The 24,838-nt window shown below is 62.9% G+C and carries 19 protein-coding genes; 7 read left to right on the plus strand and 12 right to left on the minus strand.

Features of this window, described 5'->3' with window-relative positions; all coding sequences use genetic code 11:
- Nucleotide 1 precedes the first annotated feature (1 nt).
- From AB0O81_RS06150 to AB0O81_RS06160, 3 genes are read right to left on the minus strand one after another with little or no spacing between them, the layout of a single operon-like run.
- Entirely contained in the window at nucleotides 2-982 is a 981-nt protein-coding gene (locus AB0O81_RS06150) for a 1,4-dihydroxy-2-naphthoate polyprenyltransferase (protein ID WP_363582292.1), read from the minus strand.
- Nucleotides 983-1,039: 57 nt separating this feature from the next.
- The gene (locus tag AB0O81_RS06155) at nucleotides 1,040-2,194 is read right to left on the minus strand and encodes an AMP-binding protein (RefSeq protein ID WP_363582294.1); all 1,155 of its coding nucleotides are present in this window, start codon (nucleotides 2,192-2,194) and stop codon (nucleotides 1,040-1,042) included.
- A gap of 16 nt (nucleotides 2,195-2,210) precedes the next feature.
- Complete coding sequence (locus AB0O81_RS06160) at nucleotides 2,211-3,110, minus strand: 1,4-dihydroxy-2-naphthoyl-CoA synthase (RefSeq protein WP_363582296.1); 900 nt, start codon at nucleotides 3,108-3,110, stop codon at nucleotides 2,211-2,213.
- Nucleotides 3,111-3,198: 88 nt separating this feature from the next.
- On the opposite strand from AB0O81_RS06160, the gene AB0O81_RS06165 reads away from it, so the two are divergent.
- The 3 genes from AB0O81_RS06165 to AB0O81_RS06175 all read left to right on the plus strand — a co-directional run bounded on the left by AB0O81_RS06165 (nucleotide 3,199) and on the right by AB0O81_RS06175 (nucleotide 7,081).
- Complete coding sequence (locus AB0O81_RS06165) at nucleotides 3,199-3,729, plus strand: hypothetical protein (protein ID WP_363582634.1); 531 nt, start codon at nucleotides 3,199-3,201, stop codon at nucleotides 3,727-3,729.
- Nucleotides 3,730-3,819: 90 nt separating this feature from the next.
- Nucleotides 3,820-6,645 carry an ATP-binding cassette domain-containing protein gene (locus AB0O81_RS06170; protein WP_363582298.1) on the plus strand — a complete coding sequence of 942 codons (2,826 nt, stop codon included), beginning with the start codon at nucleotides 3,820-3,822 and terminating at the stop codon, nucleotides 6,643-6,645.
- A gap of 49 nt (nucleotides 6,646-6,694) precedes the next feature.
- Nucleotides 6,695-7,081 (plus strand): glucose-6-phosphate dehydrogenase, encoded by a 387-nt coding sequence (locus tag AB0O81_RS06175; RefSeq protein ID WP_363582300.1) that lies wholly within the window; start codon nucleotides 6,695-6,697, stop codon nucleotides 7,079-7,081.
- Between the two features lie 40 nt (nucleotides 7,082-7,121).
- Here the strand turns inward: AB0O81_RS06175 and metH are convergent, their stop codons facing one another.
- Nucleotides 7,122-10,751, minus strand: coding sequence for a methionine synthase (gene metH, locus AB0O81_RS06180; protein ID WP_363582302.1), 3,630 nt, complete (start codon nucleotides 10,749-10,751; stop codon nucleotides 7,122-7,124).
- 53 nt (nucleotides 10,752-10,804) lie between these two features.
- Nucleotides 10,805-11,599 (minus strand): LLM class F420-dependent oxidoreductase, encoded by a 795-nt coding sequence (locus tag AB0O81_RS06185; protein ID WP_363582304.1) that lies wholly within the window; start codon nucleotides 11,597-11,599, stop codon nucleotides 10,805-10,807.
- Nucleotides 11,600-11,707: 108 nt separating this feature from the next.
- On the opposite strand from AB0O81_RS06185, the gene AB0O81_RS06190 reads away from it, so the two are divergent.
- Nucleotides 11,708-11,881 (plus strand): hypothetical protein, encoded by a 174-nt coding sequence (locus AB0O81_RS06190; RefSeq protein ID WP_363582306.1) that lies wholly within the window; start codon nucleotides 11,708-11,710, stop codon nucleotides 11,879-11,881.
- 42 nt (nucleotides 11,882-11,923) lie between these two features.
- Nucleotides 11,924-12,919 (plus strand): o-succinylbenzoate synthase, encoded by a 996-nt coding sequence (locus AB0O81_RS06195; RefSeq protein WP_363582308.1) that lies wholly within the window; start codon nucleotides 11,924-11,926, stop codon nucleotides 12,917-12,919.
- Here the strand turns inward: AB0O81_RS06195 and AB0O81_RS06200 are convergent.
- Nucleotides 12,897-13,541, minus strand: a complete 645-nt coding sequence (locus AB0O81_RS06200) for a helix-turn-helix domain-containing protein (RefSeq protein WP_363582310.1) — start codon at nucleotides 13,539-13,541, stop codon at nucleotides 12,897-12,899. The two genes, AB0O81_RS06195 and AB0O81_RS06200, sit on opposite strands and share 23 nt — an antisense overlap.
- Nucleotides 13,542-13,670: 129 nt before the next feature.
- On the opposite strand from AB0O81_RS06200, the gene AB0O81_RS06205 reads away from it, so the two are divergent.
- Entirely contained in the window at nucleotides 13,671-16,505 is a 2,835-nt protein-coding gene (locus tag AB0O81_RS06205) for an MMPL family transporter (RefSeq protein ID WP_363582312.1), read from the plus strand.
- Complete coding sequence (locus AB0O81_RS06210) at nucleotides 16,502-18,850, plus strand: YhgE/Pip domain-containing protein (RefSeq protein ID WP_363582314.1); 2,349 nt, start codon at nucleotides 16,502-16,504, stop codon at nucleotides 18,848-18,850. Before AB0O81_RS06205 ends, AB0O81_RS06210 begins: the two co-directional genes overlap by 4 nt.
- Before the next feature lie 63 nt (nucleotides 18,851-18,913).
- Here AB0O81_RS06210 and ccsB read toward each other — a convergent pair whose 3' ends face one another.
- From ccsB to AB0O81_RS06240, 6 genes are read right to left on the minus strand one after another with little or no spacing between them, the layout of a single operon-like run.
- The gene (gene ccsB, locus AB0O81_RS06215) at nucleotides 18,914-19,963 is read right to left on the minus strand and encodes a c-type cytochrome biogenesis protein CcsB (protein WP_363582316.1); all 1,050 of its coding nucleotides are present in this window, start codon (nucleotides 19,961-19,963) and stop codon (nucleotides 18,914-18,916) included.
- A gap of 9 nt (nucleotides 19,964-19,972) precedes the next feature.
- Entirely contained in the window at nucleotides 19,973-21,673 is a 1,701-nt protein-coding gene (locus AB0O81_RS06220; RefSeq protein WP_363582636.1) for a cytochrome c biogenesis protein ResB, read from the minus strand.
- A gap of 7 nt (nucleotides 21,674-21,680) precedes the next feature.
- Nucleotides 21,681-22,493, minus strand: a complete 813-nt coding sequence (locus AB0O81_RS06225; protein WP_363582318.1) for a cytochrome c biogenesis protein CcdA — start codon at nucleotides 22,491-22,493, stop codon at nucleotides 21,681-21,683.
- Entirely contained in the window at nucleotides 22,490-23,095 is a 606-nt protein-coding gene (locus tag AB0O81_RS06230) for a TlpA disulfide reductase family protein (RefSeq protein WP_363582320.1), read from the minus strand. Before AB0O81_RS06230 ends, AB0O81_RS06225 begins: the two co-directional genes overlap by 4 nt.
- Complete coding sequence (locus AB0O81_RS06235; protein ID WP_363582322.1) at nucleotides 23,092-23,721, minus strand: histidine phosphatase family protein; 630 nt, start codon at nucleotides 23,719-23,721, stop codon at nucleotides 23,092-23,094. Before AB0O81_RS06235 ends, AB0O81_RS06230 begins: the two co-directional genes overlap by 4 nt.
- Before the next feature lie 42 nt (nucleotides 23,722-23,763).
- Nucleotides 23,764-24,792, minus strand: a complete 1,029-nt coding sequence (locus AB0O81_RS06240; RefSeq protein ID WP_363582324.1) for a DUF368 domain-containing protein — start codon at nucleotides 24,790-24,792, stop codon at nucleotides 23,764-23,766.
- Nucleotides 24,793-24,838 lie beyond the last annotated feature (46 nt).

Here is a 24,838-nt window from a genome sequence, read left to right on the forward strand (position 1 = left end):
CTCAGCCCACGAACGCCCAGCACAGCACCGCGCCGTACGCCAGCGAGGTGAGCGAGGTCACGCTCAGCGCGACGACAAGCTCACGTGGGTCTCGGTACGTCCACACAATCAGGATTGCCGCGAGAGCCGCCACCATCGGCAGCAGGCTCAGCCATGCGATCGGATAGACCAGAGCGAGAAAGATCGCGATGGCAAAAGGCAGCAACACGAATACGGTGAACAGCCACCGGCTGGCCGTTCGCCCGATCAATACCGTGAGAGTGCGTTTGCCCGCTTTGCGGTCCTGATCGATGTCGCGCAGGTTGTTGGCGAGCAGAACCGCGCACGCAAACAGTCCTGCAGCGATGGCACCGAACCATGCTTCCTGAGGGAGCGCGAACGCCTGCACCCATGTTGTGCCCAGTGTGGCAACGAGACCGAAGAAGACGAATACGACGACTTCACCGAAGCCGTAGTAGCCGTAAGGGCGTTTACCCCCGGTGTAGAACCAGGCAGCGATGATGGATATCACGCCTACCAGCAGCATCCACCACTGTTCGGTTCGAATGACGATCGCAAGCCCCGCGACAGCGGCAAGCGCAAAGAACGACAGTGCGACAAGCAGCACTGTGCGTGGCTTCGCTTTTCGCGCTCCCGTCAGCCTGGCCGGGCCGACACGATAGTCATCGGTGCCGCGAATGCCGTCGCTGTAATCGTTGGCATAGTTGACGCCGATCTGCAGCGCGATGGCGACCACAAAGCAACACAGTGCGATCACCCAGTGAAAGGCATCGGCGACCACCAGGGCCGCACCCGTGCCGATCAGTACCGGTGTCGCCGCGAGCGGAAGGGTGCGAAGGCGTGCCGCCCCAATCCAGTCGCTCGCTCGCGCTTTCTCAACCCGCGCCGGACTCTGCGATTGGGGCGTCTTTTGCGGGTTGCCGCGAGAGACGTGCTTCTTAGAGCCCGGACGTTTTCGCTTCTTGCTGGAGGTGCCTGCCACGAGTGGTCATCTTAGACGGCGAATCAATGACCTGGCGAAGCAGAGGCCGCCCGGTCGTCAACGCAGAGCATCAACGGCACGCCGAATCGCTTCTCGGTCGGGCTTGCCTGAGGGCAATGTGGGCAGTTCATCAACAAGCACAAGTCGCGTCGGTCGTGCATGGGCGCCCAGCTGTTCGGCGACGACGTTACGGGCTTCCTGCAACTGCACCGCTTCGCTGCGGCGCAGCGATTCGCCGCGCGCAGCGACGACAACCGAGGCTTCTCCCCATTTCTCGTCGTCGACCGCAACGACGACCGCACCGTGCAGGCCCGTGATCGAGCGCACCGCATGTTCGACGCGGTCGAGCGAGATATTCAAGCCGCCCGAGACAATCACATTGTCGATGCGTCCATGGATACGGAGTACTCCATCTTCAATAAGACCGGCGTCGCCGGTTCGATACCAGCGCGTGCCGTTCTGATCGCGCACAAAAGTTCTCTGGGTGAGCTCATCATTGCCGAGATACCCGTCCGCGAGGGGCGGCCCAGCCACCTGCACCTCTCCCTGCTCGACGCGAAGCGCCACGCCTCGCAGAGGCGACCCGTCATAGACGCAACCGCCGCTGGTCTCGGTCGAGCCATAGGTGCGCACAATGCGCACCTGCGCAGCTTCGGCCCGTTCGCGCATCACCGCCGGCAGCGATTGGCCGCCGATAAGGATCGCTTCAAACGAACGAAGCGCCGCGCGTACCGCGTTGTCGTGTTCTGCGGCCTCGAGCAGTTTCGCCAGCTGGGCGGGCACGAGCGAAGTGTAGGTGGGAATCCGCTCGCCTCGATCAGTCGACACCATCATGAGGGATGCTGCGGCGAAGCCTTGTGGGGTGAATGAGCCACTCATGATGGCGGGTTCGCGATCGGCAACGATCGAGCGCACTAACACTTGCATTCCAGCGACGTAGCTCGCTGGCAACGCGAGCAACCATGCACCCTCACCGATTCGGTCAGCGGTCGCCAGCGCGCTCGACGTCAGAGCGTCTCGCCCTAGCGCGACGCTCTTTGGGATCCCCGTGGAACCTGATGTCGCTACCACCACCGCGGTGCCCGCCGGTACATCAGTGGGCAGCGATGCCACAGCGCCCAGAGCAAGCGCGGGGCCAGCGCCATGCAGCGCGGAGCGCACAGCACGTAGCACCTCGCGGGGATCATCCCCGATGACGGGCTGAAGCTTCATCACCGCACCATGCGCGTCAGAAGTGCCAGGGGTAGGGTGACCAGTCGGGTTCACGCTTCTCGAGAAAAGAGTCACGACCTTCGACGGCTTCATCGGTGCCGTAGGCGAGGCGAGTCGCTTCACCGGCGAACACCTGCTGGCCGACCAGACCGTCATCAACCGCGTTGAAAGCGAACTTCAGCATTCTGATCGCGGTCGGTGACTTGGTGAGAATGGTACGAGCCATCGCAATGGCCTCGTGCTCGAGTTCGGCGTGCGGCACAACCCGGTTGACCGCACCCATCTCGTACGCGCGCTGGGCGGAGTACTCCTCAGCAAGAAAGAAAATCTCACGCGCGAACTTCTGCCCGATTTGGCGAGCGAAATAGGCCGAGCCGTAGCCCGCATCGAACGAGCCGACATCCGCATCCGTCTGCTTGAACTTGCCGTGTTCAGCGCTCGCGATCGTGAGGTCGCATACGACGTGAAGAGAGTGACCGCCGCCAGCGGCCCAACCAGGCACGACAGCAATGACCACCTTGGGCATGAAACGGATCAACCGCTGCACTTCGAGAATGTGCAGTCGCCCGGCACGCGCGGGATCGGTGACCGAGTCGGTTTCGGAGTATTTGTAGCCATCCCGGCCACGAATGCGCTGATCGCCGCCCGAGCAGAACGCCCAGCCACCATCTTTTTCGCTCGGACCGTTGCCCGTGAGCAGCACCACACCGATGCGTGGGTCCTGCCGCGCTGTCTCGAGCGCGCGGTATAGCTCGTCTACCGTGTGTGGGCGGAAGGCGTTGCGCACCTCCGGTCGGTTGAAAGCGACGCGTGAAATGCGTCCATCGAGGGAGACATGCGAGGTGATATCGGTGTATGCCTCTGCGCCAGGCGCCAGCATCCACTCACTCTCATCGAACAGATCGGAAACGCTCACCAGCCCAGCCTACGATGCACGCCAGAGTTCACGGTGAGACACATAGCAAAGCAACCAGGCTTGGGCGCTCTAACCTGGAATCGTGACCATGACTCTGCGCGCTTTTTCGGCCTCTGCTGCCGCTGCCCTTCTTCTTTCCCTCGCTGCGTGTTCGTCTGCCGACACCACTGCAACGCCCGAGGCATCGGCGACCGCCGAAGCCGCGTCTGGCGAGTGCGCTGGTGTGACAATCGTCGTCGAATTACCTGAAATCGACGTGGCATACTCCGCTGCCGGAACCACCTGTATCGAAACGGATGAAGCGATCGCCGCCAGTGAGGCCGTAGCTGAGGCAGATCTCACTACTGAAGGCACCGCCGAGTATGGCGACCAAGTGATTTGCCGTGTCAACGGTTTTCCCGCCGCCGACTATGCACTGACCGCAGAAGACGGTTCTGACTACTTCGAGACGTGCGAGTCGATGCCCGCCGCGTTTGCGTACTGGTCGATGTGGGTGCAACCCGCTGACGGCGAGTGGGGCTACGCCCAAGAAGGCCTCGGCACGCTGCAGTTGCAGCCCGGTGAGAGCCTCGCCCTGCTGTTCACCCTGAACGGCGAGCCGGCGGCACCGAGCTCTTGAGCACCGAGCTCTTGAGCACCGAGCTCTTGAGCACCGAGCTCGTAAGAACCGAGCTTTCAAAACAGAGCGACTACACACCCACCGCCTAACGTGACCTTTCGATCCGGACCCCCTCGTGCCGCCGCGGCTCTCGCCGCAGGCTTCGTTGGGGTTCGGGTCGTTTACCGCGTTCTCTTTCACGGCGCAGATGGGTCGGGAACAGTGGTGCTCGCCCTTCCCGAATACCGCCTGCCTGCTCCACTCAACCATGTCGTGCTGTTGGGGCCAGCCACGACAGATGGCCTATGGATTGCTGCGGCGAGCGCAATGCCGATCGCCATCACTATTCTGCTGTTCGGCGTCATCAATGCGATCGTCGATGTACCTCGCCTGTTTGCCCGAGGATCACGGCGTGGCCCACTCAAAGGGATCGCGCGCACACTCGCTATAGCCTGGGCCGCGCTACCAGCCCTGGCCGATTCGGTGCGCCGGGTGCGCTTCGCGCAGCGGTTGCGGGGCGAACGAGGAGGGCCGCGCCTGCTTGCTCCCGTGCTCGAGCGCACTCTCGAACGTGCCACGGCCATCGCGGCTGCGCTGGAGCTTCGCGGCTTGGCCGGAGTGGCAGCCGAGGGCGATTGCGAGCATCCCGTGAGCGTGCTCAACGTAGCGCTCAGGCACCATGGCCTGCCCGCGCCAGCGGTATGCATTGACTCCCTCGAACTGGTGCCGGGCCGACTGACACTCATCACTGGCACCACCGGCAGCGGCAAGTCAACACTGCTGCGCGCATTGGCGGGGCTTCACAGTCATGTCGATGGTGGAACCATCAGCGGGCGTCTCAACGTCGTCGGCCATGATCGCGTCGCTACACCACCGCGCAATACCGCTCGACTGATCGGCGTCGTGCTGCAAAATCCCCGCGAGGGCTTCGCCACTGAGCGTGTCCGCGACGAGATCGGCCTGACGCTCGAGCTGCGGGGGGTTTCTTCCCTCATTGTGGCCACGCGTGTCGATGAGATCGCCAACCGCATCGGCATCGAGTCCTTGCTGGACCGAGATGTTCGAAGCCTCTCCGCTGGCGAAGCCACGCTGGTGGCGATTGCCGCTGCGATTGTCGAGCATCCGATTCTGCTGCTCGTCGACGAGCCCCTCGCCGATCTTGATTCGCGGTTTCGGCCGCGAATTGTCGAGCTTCTCAGCGCGCTTGCGCACGACGCGGGCATGAGCGTCGTGGTTGCCGAGCACCGCCATACAGACTTTTCGAGTGTCGCCGATGAGCGTCTCGACATCAGCGACGGCACTGCTGCCGCGGTGCCGATGCAGGCGGTGGCATCGGCCATTCCGATGCCCGCTCGCACGTCGACATCGCGCGAGACGGTGGCGTTGAGCGCGAACGACATCACCGTGACTTACGGTGACACCAACGCCGTACGAGGCGTCTCGCTGAGCGTCGCGGTCGGCGAGATCATCGCACTGCGGGGCGCCAATGGTGCCGGCAAGTCGAGCCTGCTCAACGCGATCGCGCTACCGCCCCGTGAGACACACATCACCGTCACGGGCGTCGCGGCGACGCGGCGACAGATTGCGCTGGTGCCCGATGCTTCCGATGACTTGTTCGTCTGCACCAGCGTGGGTGCGGAGTGTGCGAGAGCAGACCGCCGTGCACGCGTGCCGCAAGGCACGACTGCAGCGCGGTTCGCCGATTTTCTCGGGCACGAAGTCGGATCGGCCGCCTTCATCACGCGCGTAGCGCAGCATCCACTCGATCTCTCCCTCGGCGAACGCCGATGCTTGGCGATCTCGCTGCAACTGGTGACAGCACCGCCGGTTCTGCTCATCGACGAGCCCACGCGAGGGCTCGACCCAGCGGCAAGCGTGCTCGTTTCTGCAGCACTATCTCGCGCGGCCCGTGACGGCGCCGCGGTGCTCATGGCCACCCATGACAGTGATTTCGCTGCCGCCCTCGCCGACCGCACTCTGACGATGGAGAACGGGACCGTCTCAGACGAACCGCAGGCCTCAACCTCTCGTGCGACGCGGAAACCGCGCCAGGATGCTTGGCCGGAGCCGCAGCCCGCTCCCGCCCAGCAGGTTGCGCCCCGCGGCACCACCGGCGGGCCACTTCGTTCGCACAGATGGCGAATCTCGGCTGGGTGGGTGGCTTTGGCCGCCGCAAATCTCGTGGCCATCGCCGCGTTCGCGTGGCCGCTCGTGGCATACGCGGTGCCGTCTCAGTCGGCTGACGCTGTTCCGGTTGCGGCCTTCGCGCTTGCCCCTGTAGCCGCCATCGTCGTGCTGATTGCCCTCGATGGCTCGGTTCGAGGGGCGCACACCCTCGCACTGTTGGGCACATTGGCAGCGATCGGGGCCGCAGTGCGGATCGTGGGCACCGGAGTCGGTGGAGTGGAAGCCGTCTTCATTCTGCTGATCCTCGCCGGGCGCGCCTACGGTGCGCGATTTGGGTTGCTGCTCGGGCTGCTGACCATCGCGCTGTCAACCGTTGTCACAGGGACGTTTGGCCCGTGGACACCATTTCAGATGTTCGCGTGCGCCTGGGTCGGCGCCGGGGCTGGTCTGCTCCCCCGCAGGATGTCTGGGCGCGCCGAGATTGCAATGCTCAGCGTTTACGGGGTGTTTGCCTCTTACGCCTTCGGTCTGATCATGAACCTCTGGTTCTGGCCATTCGCGATCGGCACGGGCTCGGGAGTTTCCTACGAAGCTGGAGCGCCCATCGAGCAGAACCTCGGCAGCTTCTTTGTCTACTCCCTAGTGAGCTCCACCCTCACGTGGGACACCCTGCGAGCGATCACCACGGTGATCGGTCTGCTCGTGGTGGGAAGCGCCATATTGGCAGCCTTCCGACGCGCGAAACCCTTGACTGCGCAACAGAGCACACAACGAAGCGGTGTTGAGAAGCCACTGCGCGTGGGAGACTAGAGCCAGGTGACTCCCCATTCGGGTCGAAGCCGCCGAAAGGACTCCCCCGATGAAAATCACCACTTCCTCCGACTGGCGCGACGAGATGCCGTTCGACGTTCCAGTCTCGGCGTCCGAGGTACTGCCAGGCGAGCCGACCCGCTGCGCTGGCTGTGGATCAGATGCTTCTCTGAACCCGCGCACGGTGATGTGGGCGGTCAAGCATCGGCATCCCAACAATCACGCCGGCTTTGTGCGCCTGTACTGCAGCGTGCATGTGCCCAAGCCCCCCGCACGAGCACCTGAGCTTTCGGTGACGAAGAAGCGCGAACGTCGCCCCGCAGCTCGCAAGGCGGATGCGGTTCCCGAGCGCCCGAAGATCCTTTGCCCTGACTGCTACGTTGAAGTGCCATCGCACGGCACCTGCGGAATGTGCGGCCAGCAGGTCGCAGGCTAAGCAGCCGCGGCCGGCTCACCGGCAATACCGATGCGCCGTCTCACACCGAGAAGTACTTGGCCTCGGGGTGATGGAACACGAATGCGTCAGTGGATTGTTCGGGATGCAACTGCAACTCGTCGCTCAGCTCAACGCCCATGCGCTCTGGCTTGAGAAGCTCGACCACCTTTCGGCGATCTTCCATCTCAGGACAGGCCGGGTAGCCGAGCGAGAAGCGCGCGCCGCGGTATTCGAGTTTGAATAGGCCCGCGACGTCCTTCGGCTCTTCGTCAGCAAAACCCAGCTCAGCGCGAATGCGTGCATGCCAGTATTCGGCAAGCGACTCGGTCAACTGCATCACGAGACCGTTCAGCTCGTAATAGTCGCGATAGCGATCTTCGGCAAACAGCTTTGCGGTGACCTTGTCGATAGCCGCGCCGGCAGTGACAAGCTGCACCGGCATCACATCAATTTGGCCAGACTCCTTCGAGCGAACGAAGTCTGACAAGCACAGGTGGCGATCGCGGCGCTGACGCGGAAAATGGAACCGAAGTCGTTCGGTGCCAAGCTGACCGTCAGAGCCACCATCTGGAGCAAGCAGGCCCGCGGCGCCAAGCGTTCCTTCGCGGTCATCGCCGTGGTGAAGCACGATCAAGTCGTCGCCCTCACTCTGCACCGGAAAGTAGCCGTAGGCAACCGAGGCATCGAGCATGCCTTCAGACAAGATGCGGTCAAGCCAATAGCGCAAACGAGGGCGCCCCTCGGCCTCAACCAGCTGATCGTATGAAAGACCGTCTGCGCCACGACCCGGCTTCAGCCCCCACTGCCCCATGAATGTGGCCCGCTCGTCAAGGAATGCCGAGTAGTCGGCGAGTGCGAGACCCTTCACAATGCGGGTGCCCCAGAACGGCGGCACCGGCACCGGGTTGTCGGCCAGAACGTCGGAGCGCGCGGGCATTTCTTCGGGCTCGGTGAGCGTGAGCTGGGTTCCCGAGCGATGAATGCGCTTCTTGAGCGGCGGCAGGCCCACTTCTGCCGGGTCGGCGCCGCGGGCAATCGCCACCAGCGGCTCCATCAGGGTTAGTCCCTCGAACGCGTCTCGTGCGTAGCGCACGTCACCGTCGAAGAGACCAGCAAGGTCATCTTCCACGTAGGCGCGGGTGAGGGCAGCACCGCCGAGAATGATCGGCCACTTCTTTGCGAGACCTCGAGAAGAAAGCTCCTGCAGGTTCTCTTTCATCACGACGGTGGACTTAACCAACAGTCCTGACATGCCAATCACATCAGCGTTGTGCTCTTCAGCGGCCGCGATGATCTCAGCGATCGGCTTCTTGATCCCCAGGTTCACGACGTCGTAGCCGTTGTTCGTGAGAATGATGTCGACAAGGTTCTTGCCGATGTCGTGCACGTCGCCGCGCACGGTGGCGAGAATGATCTTGCCTTTGCCCGAAGCATTGGACTTCTCCATGTGCGGCTCAAGCAGGGCGACGGCCGCCTTCATCGTTTCTGCTGACTGCAGCACGAAAGGCAGCTGCATCTCACCCGAACCGAAGCGCTCCCCGACAACCTTCATGCCCTCGAGCAGATGTTTGTTGATGATCTCGAGCGCCGTCAACCCGCTCTCACGGGCGAGATCTAGATCGGCCTCCAGCCCCTTGGCTGCGCCGTCGATGATTCGGCGCTCCAGCCGCTCCCCGACGGGAAGTGCTTCGAGTTCGGCGGCACGCTGATCGCGAAGCGCTGCGGTGTCGACTCCGGCGAAGAGGTCGAGCATCACAGCGAGCGGGTCGTAGGTGAGGTTGCCCTCCGCGTCATGTTCGCGGCGGTCCCAGACCAGATCGAGCGCGACCTTTCGCTGATCTTCTGACAGCGAAGCGAGTGGCACGATTTTCGCGGCGTCGATGATTCCTGAAGTCAGACCCGCTTCGACGGCTTCATGCAAGAAGACCGAGTTGAGCACGCTTCGCGCCGCCGGGTTGAGGCCGAACGATACGTTCGAGACTCCCAACGTGGTGTGGATGCCCGGGTACTTGGCGGTGAGCCGGCGAATGGCGTCGATCGTCTCAATGCCGTCGCGTCGCGTTTCTTCTTGCCCGGTTGCGATCGGAAAGGTCAGACAGTCAACGATGATGTCTTCGACACGCATGCCCCAGTTCTGCACCAGGTCGTCGACGAGGCGAGACGCGATACGCAACTTGTCATCGCCGGTGCGAGCCTGCCCCTCTTCGTCGATGGTGAGCGCGATCACCGCAGTGCCGTGCTCTTTGACCAGCGGCATGATCCGCCCGAAGCGGCTCTCGGGCCCCGCACCGTCTTCGTAGTTGACCGAATTGACGACCGGTCGCCCCCCAATGAGCTCGAGCCCAGCGGCGATCACGGCCGGCTCAGTCGAATCGATCACGAGTGGCAGGGTAGAGGCGCTTGCGAAGCGTGAAACGATCTCGCGCATGTCGTTAACGCCATCGCGCCCCACATAGTCGGTGCAGACATCAAGCAGGTGCGCACCGACGCGAATCTGGTTGCGGGCGATATCGACACAGTCGTCCCATCGCCCTTCAATCATCGCTTCGCGAAACGCCTTCGAGCCGTTTGCGTTGGTGCGCTCGCCGATCGCCAGGTACGACGCATCCTGGTCGAACGGCACGTGTTGGTAGAGGCTCGCGATACCCGCTTCGGGAGCGGCGCTCTGCTTGGTTGAGGCATCAACCAAGCGCAACCGTTCGACGACAGCGCTCAGGTGCTCGGGCGTCGTCCCGCAGCATCCACCCACTAAACCGACACCGAATTCACGCACAAACTGCTCATGAGCCGTTGCCAACTCATTTGGCGTCAGTGGGTAGTACGCCCCGTCGGCGGTGAGCACGGGCAAGCCCGCGTTCGGCATACAAGCCACCGGCACATTGGAGTGCTTCGACAAATGCCGCAAGTGTTCGCTCATCTCGGCCGGGCCGGTGGCGCAGTTTAGACCGATCGCATCGACTCCGAGAGGCTCGAGTGCAGTGAGCGCTGCGCCGATCTCGCTTCCCATCAGCATCGTGCCCGTGGTCTCAACGGTCACCTCAACGAAGATGGGAAGACGGATGCCGCGACTGACGATCGCCTGCTTGCAGCCGTTGATTGCGGCCTTGGTCTGGAGCAGGTCTTGTGAGGTCTCAACGAGAAAGGCATCTGCGCCACCGTCGATCAGCCCTTCGGCCTGTAGCGCGAAAGTCTGCTTCAGGTGCTCATAAGTGGTGTGCCCAAGACTCGGGAGCTTGGTGCCCGGCCCCATGGATCCGAGAACCCATCGTGTGCGACCGTCGGTAGCTTCGGCCGCTTCGACCTGCTGGCGAGCGATGCGTGCACCGGCGGTGGCGAGCTCGAGAATGCGATCATCGATGTCATAGTCCGACAGGTTCGACCAGTTCGCGCCGAAGGTGTTGGTTTCGATCGCGTCGATGCCGGCAGCGAGGTACTCGTCGTGGATAGCCGCGATCATGTCGGGACGCGTGACGTTGAGAATCTCGTTGCAACCCTCAAGCTGCAGGTAGTCGTCGAGTGTCGGCTCATGCCGCTGCAGCATGGTTCCCATCGCGCCGTCGGCGATGACGACGCTGCTCTGCACAGCGTCAAGTAGCGCCTGCGCACGCGCGGGGCGCGGTACCGCCTCGATGTCGAGGGCGAAACGGGACGAAGTGCTCTGAGCGGTCACTCAGGCGAGTTTACTCAGCACGTCGCCTTGCGGCTGGTGTGAGTCTGACTGAGTCAGCCGTTCTTCGCGTCACGCCAACGTAGCCATGACCTGACGATGTCGTAGTCATAGTCGGGGCCACTGAAGTTGAGGGTGAACAGTCTCGTCCCAGCGGCATACAGCTCGTCGGCGCCGTCTTCACTGCGTCGATGCAGCTCATTCGAGACCACCAGGCTCGACAAGTCACGCTGCTCTTTGTCTGCCCACCGTTCGATAACCTCAAGCTTGTGAGGCAGCTCTTCAGCGCCCACGAAGCTATGCCAGATATCTGCGTGCCTCGCGACCAGGCGCAAGGTCTTCTGCTCGCCCTTGCCGCCGATCATCACGGGGATTGCGCGCGTCGGCGCCGGATTCAGCTTCTTCCAGCGGTCTTCGATGCGCGCCAGACCTTCGGCCAGGTCGTTGAGACGTGATCCGGCGGTGCCGAACTCGTAGCCGTACTCGGCGTAGTCGCGCTCAAACCACCCCGACCCCGTGGCGAAGATGAAGCGTCCTTCGCCGCCGCGCGCCGAAATGTGATCAATCGTGCGCGCCATGTCGGCTTGCAGATCAGGGTTTCGGTAGCTGTTGCAGTTGACGAGCGCGCCGAACTCGACGCGCTCTGTCTGCTCAGCCCACGCGGCAAGCATGGTCCAAGACTCGTAGTGAAGCCCCTCAGGATCGCCCGATAGGGGAAAGAAGTGGTCCCAGTTGAAGAGGATGTCCACACCCATGTCTTCGAGCTTGCGCACGGCATCGCGCATCTGGGGGTAGGTCACATGTTGAGGTGCGAGCTGAACGCCCAGCCGCACAGGAGTGTCTAGAAGCATGTTTGCCAGCCTATGAGGATGGATGCTGGTGCGGGCCGATCAGCGCGCGCTGTGTTATCTCTATCCAAACCGTTATTGGCATGAAAAAATAACGAAAAGGAGACCCCCATGAGCATTCGTTCGATCGCTATCCGCGTCAAGCACGCAATCTTCGGCGCACCGCTCACGCATGAACAGCAGCAGGCGAAGAACGCCGCTGAGCGTGCGAGCGGTCGGGTGAGCAATGCCGCCGCCAACGAGGCTCGCGCGCGCTCAGTTCAAAACCAGGGCTTCCACTTCTAACCGAATCCTTGCATCCGGCTGACGGTTTGCAATGATGAGCACATGACACTCCCCCCGCTCGCCGACATCCTCGCGAGCACGCGCACTGTTGCGCTCCCGCTCGCTACCCCGTTTCGTGGCATCAGCGTTCGCGAAGCGACACTCTTCGAAGGCCCCGAAGGCTGGACCGAGTTTTCGCCGTTCATCGAATACGACGACGTCGAATCCGCAGCGTGGCTCGCAGCGGCAATCGACTTCGGATGGATGCCTCAACCCAAAGCACTGCGGCATGAGATTGCCGTCAACGCAACCATCCCTGCCGTGAGCGCCATCGGCGCGACGGAGATCCTTGCACGCTTCGACGGGTGCCGCACAGCAAAGGTCAAGGTCGCCGAACCAGGTCAAACACTTGTCGATGATGTCGAGCGCGTGCGCGCCGTCCGTGGGGAAATGGGTTCAGAGGGCCGCATTCGCATCGATGCCAATGGCGGCTGGAACGTCGACGAAGCCGAGCATGCCATCCATGCCCTGGCCGAGTTCGACCTGGAGTATGTCGAGCAACCGTGCATGAGCGTGGAAGAACTTGCCGAGATCCGACGGCGGGTCAAGTACATGGGCATCCCTATCGCGGCCGACGAAAGCGTGCGCAAAGCCACCGACCCCATCGCCGTTGCGCGTGCTGGCGCAGCTGACCTTCTCGTCGTCAAAGCACAGCCGCTCGGGGGCGTGCATCGCGCACTCGAGATCATCGCTGAAGCGGGCCTGCCCGCCGTCGTGTCCAGCGCGCTAGACACGTCCATCGGACTGTCGATGGGCGCCACCTTGGCCGCATCGCTTGAGCAACTCGACTATGACTGCGGTCTTGGAACGGCAGCGTTGTTCACCAGCGACATAGCCTCGCCCACGCTGGTCCCCAGCAACGGCGTTCTCACGGTGGGCAGGATAGCCCCTGATCCCGCCCTGCTCTCGGCGAATGCGGCAACATCAGAGCGAGTCGCGTGGTGGCGCGAACGCATCACCCGGTGCCACGCGCTACTCAGTTCTGGGGTGACTGAATGACCAGGTGTGCGGCGATCGCAAGCTCGGTGCTCACCGCTTCGCGCATCTGCGCCTGACTCAGTCCAGCCATCACCGCACGCACCGACGCGCTCTCCCAAGCAGTGAGCATCACGCGTGCGGCATCGCGCGCAGGCAACGTAAACGCCAACGTTTTGGCTGCAGCAATGTCGTCGACGATCTGAGTGACGCTCTCCAGGAGCTCCGATTCTTGGGCGAGGTAGGCGGTTGCAAGTGCGGGGTTGCGCAGCGCATTAATGCGGATCTCGCTCATCAACAGCACAGCAAGACGGTCCGAGGCGGTGGTGTCGAGAACCTGCTCAATGATCAGCAACGCATTGGCCGGCGTCGCAGTCAGCGACCCGTCGCATTCGAGCTCTCGCACCCGAGCGCGCACGACCTCGACCCTCGAAAGAGATACCCGCGCGGCGAGCTCAAGAAAGAGTTCGTCTTTCGAATCGAAGTTGGAGTAGAAGGCGCCGCGGGTAAACCCGGCGCGCTCGCAGACCTCTTCGACCGATGCTGCGTCGAGACCTACCTCGGCGAACACCTGGGCCGCAGCATCCAGCAACTTCTGCCTCGTCGCCTCTCGTCGGCGCGAGGGCGACGCCATGCTCTCTGACATTCCGTCTCCTTGCTCTCATCCTCACACGAGTTGTTCAGCTTGATCGCATCAAACGCGCCTACGATACACTGACGTATCCGATACGGCGCTGTATCTGTTTTGTTTGACACCCTTATTCTCGGAGGCGCTGTGTCCACTCTGCTGTACTCGCTTGGACGCTGGTCATACAACCGTCCGTGGCGAGTTCTTATCGGCTGGCTCCTGCTGCTCGCGATCGCAGGCGGCAGCGCCGCCATCTTCATGAAGGGCACCGACAACTCCTTCAGCATTCCGGGCTCAGAGTCGCAAGAGGGCATAGAGCTGCTGAGTCGCAGCTTTCCCTCTGCCAGCGGCGCGAGTGCGACCCTCATTATCGGTGCGGCCGAAGGCGACAGCATCACAGATGCTCCGTACGACGAGATCATCGCCGACACGATCGTCGAACTTGAAAACCTCGACGGCGTGGCAACGGTCGCCGACCCGTTCGGCGACCTTGTCGACGGCACGATCGCAGATGACGAATCTGCTGCCATCGTCAGCGTGCAACTTGACGGTGACGCCACCACGGTCTCGGCGGAAACAACGACGGCGCTCACAGATATCTCAGCGGAATTGAGAGAGACCCTGCCCGAAGGCTCAAGCGCTGCGATGGGAGGAGAGCTCTTCGCCGCTGCGATTCCCGCATTGTCGTTGATTGAAGCGGTCGGAGTGCTCATCGCTCTCTTTGTGTTGATCGTCACATTCCGCTCGTTTGCTGTCGCGTGGTTCCCGCTCGTGAGTGCCCTGATCGGCGTGGGGCTGGCGATCGCGCTGATCTACGTGTCAACGGCATTCGCATCGGTCTCGTCAACAACGCCCATGCTGGCAATCATGCTGGGGCTGGCCGTCGGCATCGACTACGCCCTGTTCATCGTGGCGAGACATCAAGACCAGGTACGCGAGGGAGTCGACCCCGAAGAATCGGTCGCGCGTGCCACCGGCACTGCTGGCTCTGCGGTGGTGTTCGCTGGCGTCACAGTGCTGATCGCACTCATCGGCCTCAGCTTCGCGGGCATTCCCTTCCTCACCACAATGGGTATTGCTGCCGCCGTCGCCGTCGCGATCGCGGTGGTCGTTGCCGTCACTCTCACACCGGCACTACTGGGCTTCAGCAAGGGCCGCGTCGTCGGATGGGGCTTCGCCAAGAACAAGCCCGTGCAACCAACCGACGACAGTGACGAGCAGGAACCCTCAACCCCTGTCTCTGCACACACTCCGCCCAAATCGAATCGCTGGGTGATGCTTGTCACGAAGCACCCACTTGTTACGACCATCGCGGTCGTGGTGGGCCTGGGAATTGTGGCGATTCCTGCCAGCAGCCTCGCGCTTGCCCTTCCCAACGCGGGCGTACAACCAACCTCAAGCGAAGCGCGCCAAGCATACGACCTCACCGCAGAAACCTTCGGGCCGGGGGCAAACGGACCGCTCATCATGACCGGCACCATCGTGACGTCAACGGATCCGGTCGGGTTGATGGACGACTTGGCGGCCGAAATCGAACAGATCCCCGGCGTCAAAGAAGTAGCGCTGTCAACGCCCAACGAGTCAGCGGACACCGGACTCATTCAGATCATTCCTGAGACCGCTCCGGATGACCCCGAAACTGCAGAGCTTGTTCGCACGCTACGCGACCAGCACGATCGTCTGCTTGACGAGTACGGTGTCGATCTCAAGGTCACCGGGTTCACCGCCATCGGCATCGATGTGTCAGACCAGCTTGGTGCCGCACTCGTTCCGTTCGGCATCTTTGTGGTGGGCCTATCGCTGATCCTCCTGATGATCGTCTTCCGGTCCATCTGGGTTCCGCTCATGGCTGCCGGCGGCTATCTGTTGTCAGTGGCTGCATCGTTCGGCGTTGTAGCGGCGGTGTTCGAGTGGGGATGGTTCGCCGACGCACTACACGTCGCCAAGGTGGGGCCCATCATCAGCTTCATGCCCATTCTGCTCATGGGAGTGCTGTTCGGCCTAGCGATGGATTACCAGGTGTTCTTGGTTTCGCGCATGCGCGAGGACTACGTGCACGCTGTGCGCGCGCCCGGCGGCAAAGCTGATCGAAAGACGGCGCTCGGTGCGGTTCGGTCAGGCTTCACCGCCTCGGCGCGGGTGGTCACCGCGGCGGCCGTAATCATGTTCGCGGTATTCGTCGCGTTTGTACCGGAAGGTGATTCCTCGATCAAGCCCATCGCGCTCGGACTCGCCGCAGGTATCGCCATTGACGCCTTCTTGGTGCGAATGACCCTGATCCCGGCACTCATGGCGCTCCTCGGCGAGAAGTCATGGTGGATTCCGCAGTGGCTCGAGAAGGCCCTTCCACACTTCGATATTGAAGGCGAAGCCGTTCAGCGTGAACTTGAGCTTGCGAACTGGCCAGAGCCCAATACGTCAGCGGCGGTCGTGGGTGAGGACGTCGCCGTTCATGCCGACGGCGGCAACCGAAGCGGTGAAGTCACGCTCTTCGCTGGCGCAACCTTCCGCGTCGAACCGGGAGCCGCACTGGTTGCGACTGGAGACGCCCGCGCCGGAAGAGCCTTTGCCCTCGCCGTGGCGGGTCGAATCACTCCCGATCAAGGGTTGCTGCGCGTCGGAGGCCACCTACTCCCAGGCCGAGCTGCCTGGGTGCGCGCCCACGTCGGCGTCGCATTGCTTTCTGCCGCTGAGCACCCTGTCAAAGAACTGCGCAGCGCGCTGGCAGGGAACACTCGCACCATCGTGATCGAAGCGCCAGAGGTCTTAGAGGGCGCGGAACGTGACCAGGCTGCCGCGGTTCTGCGTGACGCCGTCGAGCGTGCATCCGAGCGCGGCGCCGAACTCACGGTCGTGACAGTCTCGCGTGCCGAGGGCCCGGCTCTTTCTCTGCTCGCTGACGCGAGGCTTGTCGACATCACGTCGATCAGCCTCACCCAGCATCCTTCTCCCGCTACTTCCACCGCCGAGGTGAACGCATGACTCTCCCCCTTGAACGCTCTCAATCCCGAAGTCCCATCACGTGGCTGACGCTGATCGGTGTCTTGCTATTGCCCGTCATCATCGGCGGCATCCTGATCTCTGCGCTCTACAACCCCACCGAGCGCCTCGACAATCTGAACGCCGCAATCGTGAACAACGATGAACCGGTCGATGTTGACGGTCAGCTGGTTCCGTTGGGACGTCAACTCACCGCCGGTCTGGTCGAGGGATCAGACAGCCTCGACAGCAACCTCACATGGACACTGTCGAACACCGACGACGCGGAAGCGGGCCTCGCCGACGGCACGTATGCCGCAGTGATCACGATCCCCGAGAATTTCTCCGCTGCTGCCCTCTCGACGCGGCCCGGAGAAACTCCAGAGCAGGCGACCATTGACGTCACCACTCCCCCAGACAGCTTGATCGTCGACGACGCGATCACCGCGCAGGTGGCCACCGCTGCCGCATCACTCATGGGATCCGAGCTGTCGACGGTGTATCTCGAAAATGTCTTCCTCGGCTTCACGACTCTGGGAGAACAACTCGGCGAGGCTGCAGGCGGCGCAGAGGAATTGGCCGATGGGGCCACTAGCGCGGCTGAAGGCACCGTCAGCCTGGCTGACGGCGTCGACCAGTTGGCAAGCGGCGCCACGGAGCTTTCAGCCGGTGCAAGCGAAATCTCGTCGGGCATTGGCGAACTCTCAGGCGCTGCCGGAGACCTGGCAAGCGGCGCAGGCGAAATCTCATCTGGCATCGGCCAGCTTTCCAGCGGTGCAGCAGAACTCTCCGACGGCGCCGACGAAATCTCAGACGGCACGAGTGGAATAGCCACCGGCGCGGCGGGGCTCGCGGCAGGAACGACAGAGGCCGCTGAGGGCCTTGACAGCTGGGCTGCCGGCGCACATGCGAGCGCCGGCGGTGCTGAACAACTCGCCGAGGGACTCACCGTGATGGCTGACGAGGTGGCTGCCCTCCCCGATGTTCCCGAGGAGCTTGTGACCGCATCGCAAACCCTCGCCGACAACAGTGCGCAGATCGAGGCAACCGTGACAGACGCCGCGACAGAGCTCACCACCTTGGCCGCCAACTGCCTCGCTGAGGGCGGTTCCGCCGCACTATGCGCTGCTGTCACAGACGTTGCCAACACTGCCAACGATGCGCTGCCCACGATCACCGGCATTCTCGACGACTCGCAGAATATTGCCGATGGAATCGCTGGCCTTGCCGAATTCGAACCGCAGCTCGTCGCCGCATTGCAACAGTCCGCGGCGGGTGCCGACGCGCTGGCCACTGGCGTAACTGCGCTAGCAGACGGCGCAAGCGAAACAGCGACAGGTCTGGACGACCTCGCTTTCGGGATGGGTGCGCTCTCAGCGGGCGCCGGCGAACTGGCTTCCGGTACCGCGACGTGGGCAGACGGAGCTAGCACATGGGCTGCGGGCGCCTCTGAGGCAGGCGCCGGAGCCAGCGCATGGGCAGACGGGGCGTACCAGTGGGCGAGCGGTGCGACCACCGCCAGCGCGGGCGTGAACACGTGGGCATTCGGCTCAAGCGAATGGGCTGGTGGAGCGACCGATGCTGCCACCGGAGCAGACGACCTGGCAGACGGCGTCGGTCAGCTTGCCGACGGCACCAGCGAACTCGCCAGCGGCCTTGCGACGGCAAGCGAAGAAATCCCCACCTACACCGACGATGAAGCCGATGCGCTGGCAACCGTGGTTGCTGATCCGGTTTCGGCTGAGGGCACCGGCAACGAGCTGTTCGGCGCGTCGGCGATTCCTCTGCTCGCAATGCTTGCCCTGTGGTTCGGCGGCGTAGGAAGCTTCATTGCGCTGCAAGCCGTGTCGCGACGTGCGCTGAGCTCCCGCAGGCCATCTGCGCTGCTGGCTGCCCGCGGGTTGGCGCCAGCCGCTGCCATCGGTGCCGTGCAGGGTTTGCTCGTGGCTGCTGTGGTGCAGTTCGCGGCCTCATACGAGTGGTCTACCTGGTTCGCATTTGCCGCAATGGCGATCGTGGCGGGCGTGGCCTTTGCGGCAGTGAACCAAGCCCTCGTGGCTGCGCTGGGCGGGGCCGGGCGCTGGGTAGCCGCCATGATCGGGGTGCTCGCGCTCGCTACCGGCATCGTGTCGACAGTGCCCGGAGTCCTTTCCGACTTCGCCTCACTCTTGCCGACCACCCCCGCATACAACGGCATGCTTGCGGCGCTCACAGCCACCACCGGCTTCGGCGCAGCGTTTGCGGGGCTAGTCATCTGGTCGCTGATCGGCTTCGCGGTCACAGTGCTAGCGGTGGCGCGGCGCCGCTCAGTCTCATCCAAGAGCCTGTTGGCACCCACAGCCGCCTAGTAGCGGGTGAAAACGAGAAGGGCCCGTCGCTCATCGAGCGGCGGGCCCTTCTCATGGGCGGAATCAGCTCAAGCCCGAATACGCGTGCAGGCCCTTGAAGAACATGTTCACGATGGTGAAGTTGAACAGCACAGCGGTGAACCCGATGATCGACAGCCAGGCCGAGCGCGACCCCCGCCAGCCGCGGGTGGCACGCGCGTGGATATAACCGGCGTAGAGCACCCAGATCACGAAGGTCCACACTTCCTTCGTATCGAAGCCCCAGTATCGACCCCACGCATCATTCGCCCAGATCGAGCCTGCGATCAGAGTGAATGTCCAGAAGATGAACCCGAGAATCGCAAAGCGATAAGCGAGTGATTCAAGCGCCTCGGCGCTAGGAACGGTGCGCAGGAATCCTGGGCCCGTTTTGACGGCAGTGGTGGATGCTGCGGCTGCTGCAGCTACTTTCTGTTCCCGTCGCGCCTGCATCAGCTGCAGCACCGAGAGGCCGAATGCAATCGCAAACAGCGCCGTGGCCAAAGACGCCACAAAGACGTGAATGACGAGCCATACGCTCTTGAGCGGATCCATCAGAGGGGTGATTTCGACGTAGAAGTTCATCGCCGAAGCACCGAGCAGAACGACTACCAGGCCGGTGATGAAGGAGCCGAGAAAGCGGAGATCGTAGCGCAACAGGGTGACGAGGTAGACACCGACGACAAGCAGCAGGCCCGTGAGGGCAAACTCATACATGTTCGACCAGGGCACGCGACTCGAGGCGATGCCCCTCGTGACATCTCCGCCGAGGTGAAACAAAAAGCCGAAGACAGTCAGCGAGGTGCCGATGCGCGCCCAGAGGTATCGGGGACGCTGCGAGGGTGAAGCGTTCAGCGCGACCTCGGCGGCGTTCTCTTCGTCGCGTAGTTGCGTCATCGCGTTCGCGCGTGCTCCCGCCGCTGCACCGACCAGTTCGCGTTCGCGCAGAGCGGCGTCCTTCTGGTCGACGTTGCTGGCCGAGCGTGTGGCGAGATCTACGGCGTAGGCGATGAACGCGAGCGCGTAAACCGCGATCGCTGTCCACACCAGCAACACTGAGATCGACTCGAGTGAGAGAGCGGCGGTTTCCTGCATCGTGCCAGTCTACGTCGCGGGAGAGGCACTCTGACCGGCGCTGAGCGACGCCCTGTGCTTGGCTGCCACCTGGTCAACCGCGCCCATAAGCGTCGGGTCTTCGCCGCGCGCAAGGCCGGCGTATTCCACGGTGAGGGAACCTGGTTCTGGCGTGATCTTCACCCACATGCGACGGCGTGGCACGAACAGCGCCACCATCAAGCCGGCTGTCGCGAGAATCGCGAAAAGCAGCACCCAGGTTGCGCCCGCATCACGATGCACGGAGAGCGACACGTAGCGCTTCACCGACTGCTCATAGCCCGCGGCACCAGCGGGCGATTCGTCTTCGAACGTGATCGTGCCATACCCGTCTGGCAGATCAGCTGTCTCACCCGGAGCCAGCTCGATCGATTCGACATCGGTATCGCGTCCGGTGAGCTTTTCCATTCCCGTCGGATCAAGTGTGTACACCGAGCGAGGAATGCCGTCGTTGATGCCGAGGTCGCCGGCATAGACGTCAAGGGAAAGCACGGGGTTCACAAGCGCGGGGTACGCCGAAGAGAAGGCCCCCGTGGTGAGCGGCGCTTGCGTGGGATAGAAGAAGCCCACCAAGCCCAGCTGATCCTCAAGACCATCGGCGATCTTCACGACGCCGAGCGACGTCATATTGGTGTCTTGCGGCAAAAACGGCACGGACTCTGAAAACACGACCTCGCCGTCGGAGTCCTTCACGGTGATCGTCGGTGCGTAGCCATTGCCCAGTAGATACACGCGGTCGCCATCGATCTCGAGTGGGTGATTGACGCGAACCTCGGCTGCGACGGGGTCGCCGCCCGCCTCTTGCACAGTGAGGTTCGCGACGAAGTCGCCAGCCTGGCCCGCACCGGGGGTGTTTGCGGGTTGATAAGTGACGTCAAAGCTGTCGAGCGTCATCGCGTACGGCGAGAGCTGCTCTTCATCGACGAAGCGACCGGGGTTGAACGATGCATAGTCGAGCAGCGTGTTGACGAAGGTGCGACCCTCGATGATCACGCTCTGGCCGGTGTGCGTGAACCCGCCGCCCACTCCGACAGCGATAAGGACGCCTACCAGCGACGCATGGAAAACGAGGTTGCCGGTCTCTCGCAGATAACCCCGCTCGGCAGACACCGACATTGCACCGCGGCCGTCATAGCGCTCAACGCGATAGCCCGAGCTCTTGAGCTGCTTTTGCGCGGCGGCAATGGCAACAGACGCTGCGGAATCAGCATCCTGCCCTTCACCGAGGGCGACAGTTTCAGATCGGTACGCGTCCAGACGAGAGAGCCGCGCCGGAGTGCGCGGCGGACGCGCGCGCAGGGCCTTCCAATGGTGCTTGGTGCGTGGAATCACACAGCCGATCAATGAGATGAAAAGCAGCAGATAGATCGCGGAAAACCAGGGCGATGTGTAGACGTCGAACAGACTTAGGTTGTCGAGAATCGGCGCAAGATCGGGATTGTCAGTGAAGTACTGCGTGACGCCGTTGGGGTCGGCACTGCGCTGCGGCACAAGCGAACCGGGAACGGCGGCGATGGCGAGCAGCAGAAGCAGCACCAGGGCCGTGCGCATCGAGATCAGGTGGCGCCAGCCCCATCGAAGCCAGCCGATGAGCCCGAGCGAGGGGTTCGTAATGTCGGTCGCCGCCGACTTCGTTTCGTCAGACGACGAGTCCGCGTGATCGGCAGGGCGTAACGGCTCGCCTTCAAGCATGTCTGCGTCAGATGGGGAGCGGGACACTTGCAAACACCCCCTGCAGCTGAGCCATGATCTGAGTCCATATGCCCGTGACCATCAGCAGGCCAAGCACGATGAGCACGCTACCGCCAATGATGTTGACGGTGCGGATGTGTTCGCGCAAGAACGCGACTGAGGCAGTTGCCCAGCCGAAGCCAAGTGTCAGCAGCACGAAGGGAATGCCCAGACCGAGCGAGTAGGCGAACCCGAGCAGTGCGCCGCGCCATACCGAGCCGCTGTCAAAGGCCATACCGAGAATGACCGCGAGGGTCGGACCGATGCACGGCGTCCACCCAATGCCGAGGGCAACACCCAGCAATGGTGCTCCCACAAGGCCCACGTTGTTCTTCACCTGCGGGCGCATCGTGCGCTGCGCGACGCCGAAGATACCGATGAAAACGAGTCCCAGCACGATGATGATGACGCCGAGAATGCGTGTGATCGGGTCGGCGTATTCGAGCAGGAACTTGCCGAGGGTCCCCCCCAGCATCGCGACGCTCATGAAAACGACGGTGAAGCCGCCGATGAAAAGCAGTACCCCCAGCAATAGCCGACTTCGCGCGGGAGCTACAGTGGCCACTGCCGCAGAAGCAGAGGCGTCGGGAGCAAGCCGAGCGTTCTCAGAAGACTCGCCGGCAGAGATCTGACGCGGCGCCGCAGCGCCCGCGATGAAACCGAGGTATCCGGGAACGAGCGGAAGAACGCAGGGCGACAGAAACGAAATCAGCCCGGCAAGCACAGCGATAGGAATAGCCACGAGCAGGGTGCCGTCAGCAACAAGGGCGCCGGGGTTCACGATTCGTCCAGCGTGTCGCGCACCAGCGTCTCGAGAATTGACGCACTCTCGACAACTCCGATGATGCGCACAGCCACGCGCCCCTCCTGGTCGAGCACAAGGGTGACCGGCACCGCGTTCAACGGGGTCTTGCCCGCAAAAGCAAGCTTGATCGAACCGTCCACGGTGGTCAGGGCGCTCGGATACGTGATGCCGTAAGTATCGGCGAAGGCCTGTGACTGTTCGGCGCCGTCGTAGAGATTCACGCCGAGAAACTCGACCTCATCATCGATGAACTCTTGGTGAGCGGCCTCAAGTTCAGGGGCCTCAAGTCGGCATGGCGCACAAGCGGCATACCAAAAATTCACGACGAGCACCTCGCCGAGGTAATCGTCGCTCGTCACGGTCTCGCCGTTATCGAGCACAGCGTCAAACTCGACAGGTTCGGTGCGCTCTTCTTCGGGAATCTCTACGACGCGAAAGCCATCGGCGGCGATGAAGCCGTTGTTACTGCCCTCACGGTACGCCTCAGCGAGCGGGTCACTCGAGCACGCGGCGAGAGAAGCCACCATGGTGAAAGCCAAGGCGATGGATGCAGCTGCCTTCGCAAACTTCGATGTCATACGGCGCCCACGTCGACAGCGCCCTCGGTGGTTGCAGGTTCCGCGTAGGACACTTCCGCCCACTTGCCATCGGGCATTTCAAAACTCGTGACGCTCGACAAAGCGCAGCGACGCTCGCGGGGATCGTGGCGCGAGGGTAGTCCCGCTACCGCGAGGTGCGTCACCCAAATCGGCAACTGGTGCGAGACGATCACCACATCGCCCGAGTCAACCGACTCCCACGCGGTCGTCATCGCTTTGTTCATGCGCGCAATCACCTGAGCGTAGGGCTCGCCCCAACTGGGCAGCGCGGGGGTGCGCAAATGACGCCAGTTCCACGGGTTCATCAGCGATCGCACCATACGCCGACCCTCGAACACGTTCGTGGGCTCGATGACTCCCTCATCGATTACCGGGTCCAAGCCAAACAGCTCAGTGAACGGTTCAGAAGACTCCCGCGTGCGCTGCAGCGGCGAACACACAAGCGCAGTGACGGGGCGATCGAGCGTTTTCACGTACTCGGCGGCTTGTTGCGTCATGCGGCGACCAGCATCGCTCAATCCGAATCCGGGGAGCCGGCCGTAGAGCACGCGGCGGGGGTTATAGACCTCCCCATGACGCACGAGATGAAGGCGATCGGCAGGCACCCACACAGTCTACGCGGCCTCGGTCTGTGGGGCGGCTGAGCGTCAGTCGTCGGGATGCTTCGCAGGCATGTCCGCAACGACCGAGGCCTCTGTGGCCGCGAGGTGACGTCGCTGAATGACGCGCTCGACCGCGATCATGCCGAATACGATCCCGGCGCCGAGGATCATGAGCAGGATCGGGCCAGCCACCGGGTCATAGGGGGCAACTGGAGTGCCGACGCCGTGCGAGTCATCGCCCGTTGCCTGCCATGGCCACAGAGCCCGCAACGAGCCCAACATCAGACCGGCCATCGCCAAAAGCGTGATGCGTCGATGATGATCGAGTAGCCACTTCATGAGCTGCACGATCGTGATCAGCCCGACAAGCGCGCCCGTTGCGAACACCGCAAGGTACGAGAGGTTGCGCTCATCGACGGCAATCAAGGTCGGTGAGTACAAACCGATCGCCAGCAGAAAGAAAGACCCTGACACTCCGGGAACGACCAGCGCACAAACGGCGATCGCCGCCGCGATGAAGACCACCCACAGCGGCGGTTCGGCCGAGAACGAGCCACCCGCCAAGTCGATGAGAACAAACGCCACGACCGCGGCTGCGACAAAAACGAGTACCCCGAGGATCTTGGATGCGAACGCACGCTGCACTTTCGGAATGAGCTGCAGAGGCACCACGATGCTCGCGGCGACAAGCCCGAAGAACAAGCCGCGGGCGAGTTCTGCGTTGTTCGCCACCAGCGACTCGATCATTCCGGCGAGGGTCAGCACCATCGCCGCCATGCCGACGACGACAGGGATGACCAGCCACCAGTCGACGGCGCGGAACTCACGCATGAACCCCTCACGGCGCTGTGGTCCGAGCACGAGCCGCTTGACCGCATTGACCCCGTGCGAGGCGGAGTCGATGAGACGCTCATACACACCAGTGATCAGCGCAATGGTGCCACCCGAAATGCCCGGAAGCAGTTCGGCGAGGCCGACCAGCCCACCGCGCAGCGCGTTCAACAGGACTGCGGGGATGCGAGCGGAGGTTGTGCCGGAAGTGCGGCTAGGTGGCGGCGAAGCGGGCGTCGTCATGCCTCGACGATACGCGCTCAGCACGACCACTTGCCCACAGTCAGAT

The sequence above is a fragment of the Microbacterium sp. NPDC076911 genome (genome assembly GCF_040687125.1).
In the GTDB taxonomy this organism is placed as follows: domain Bacteria; phylum Actinomycetota; class Actinomycetes; order Actinomycetales; family Microbacteriaceae; genus Microbacterium.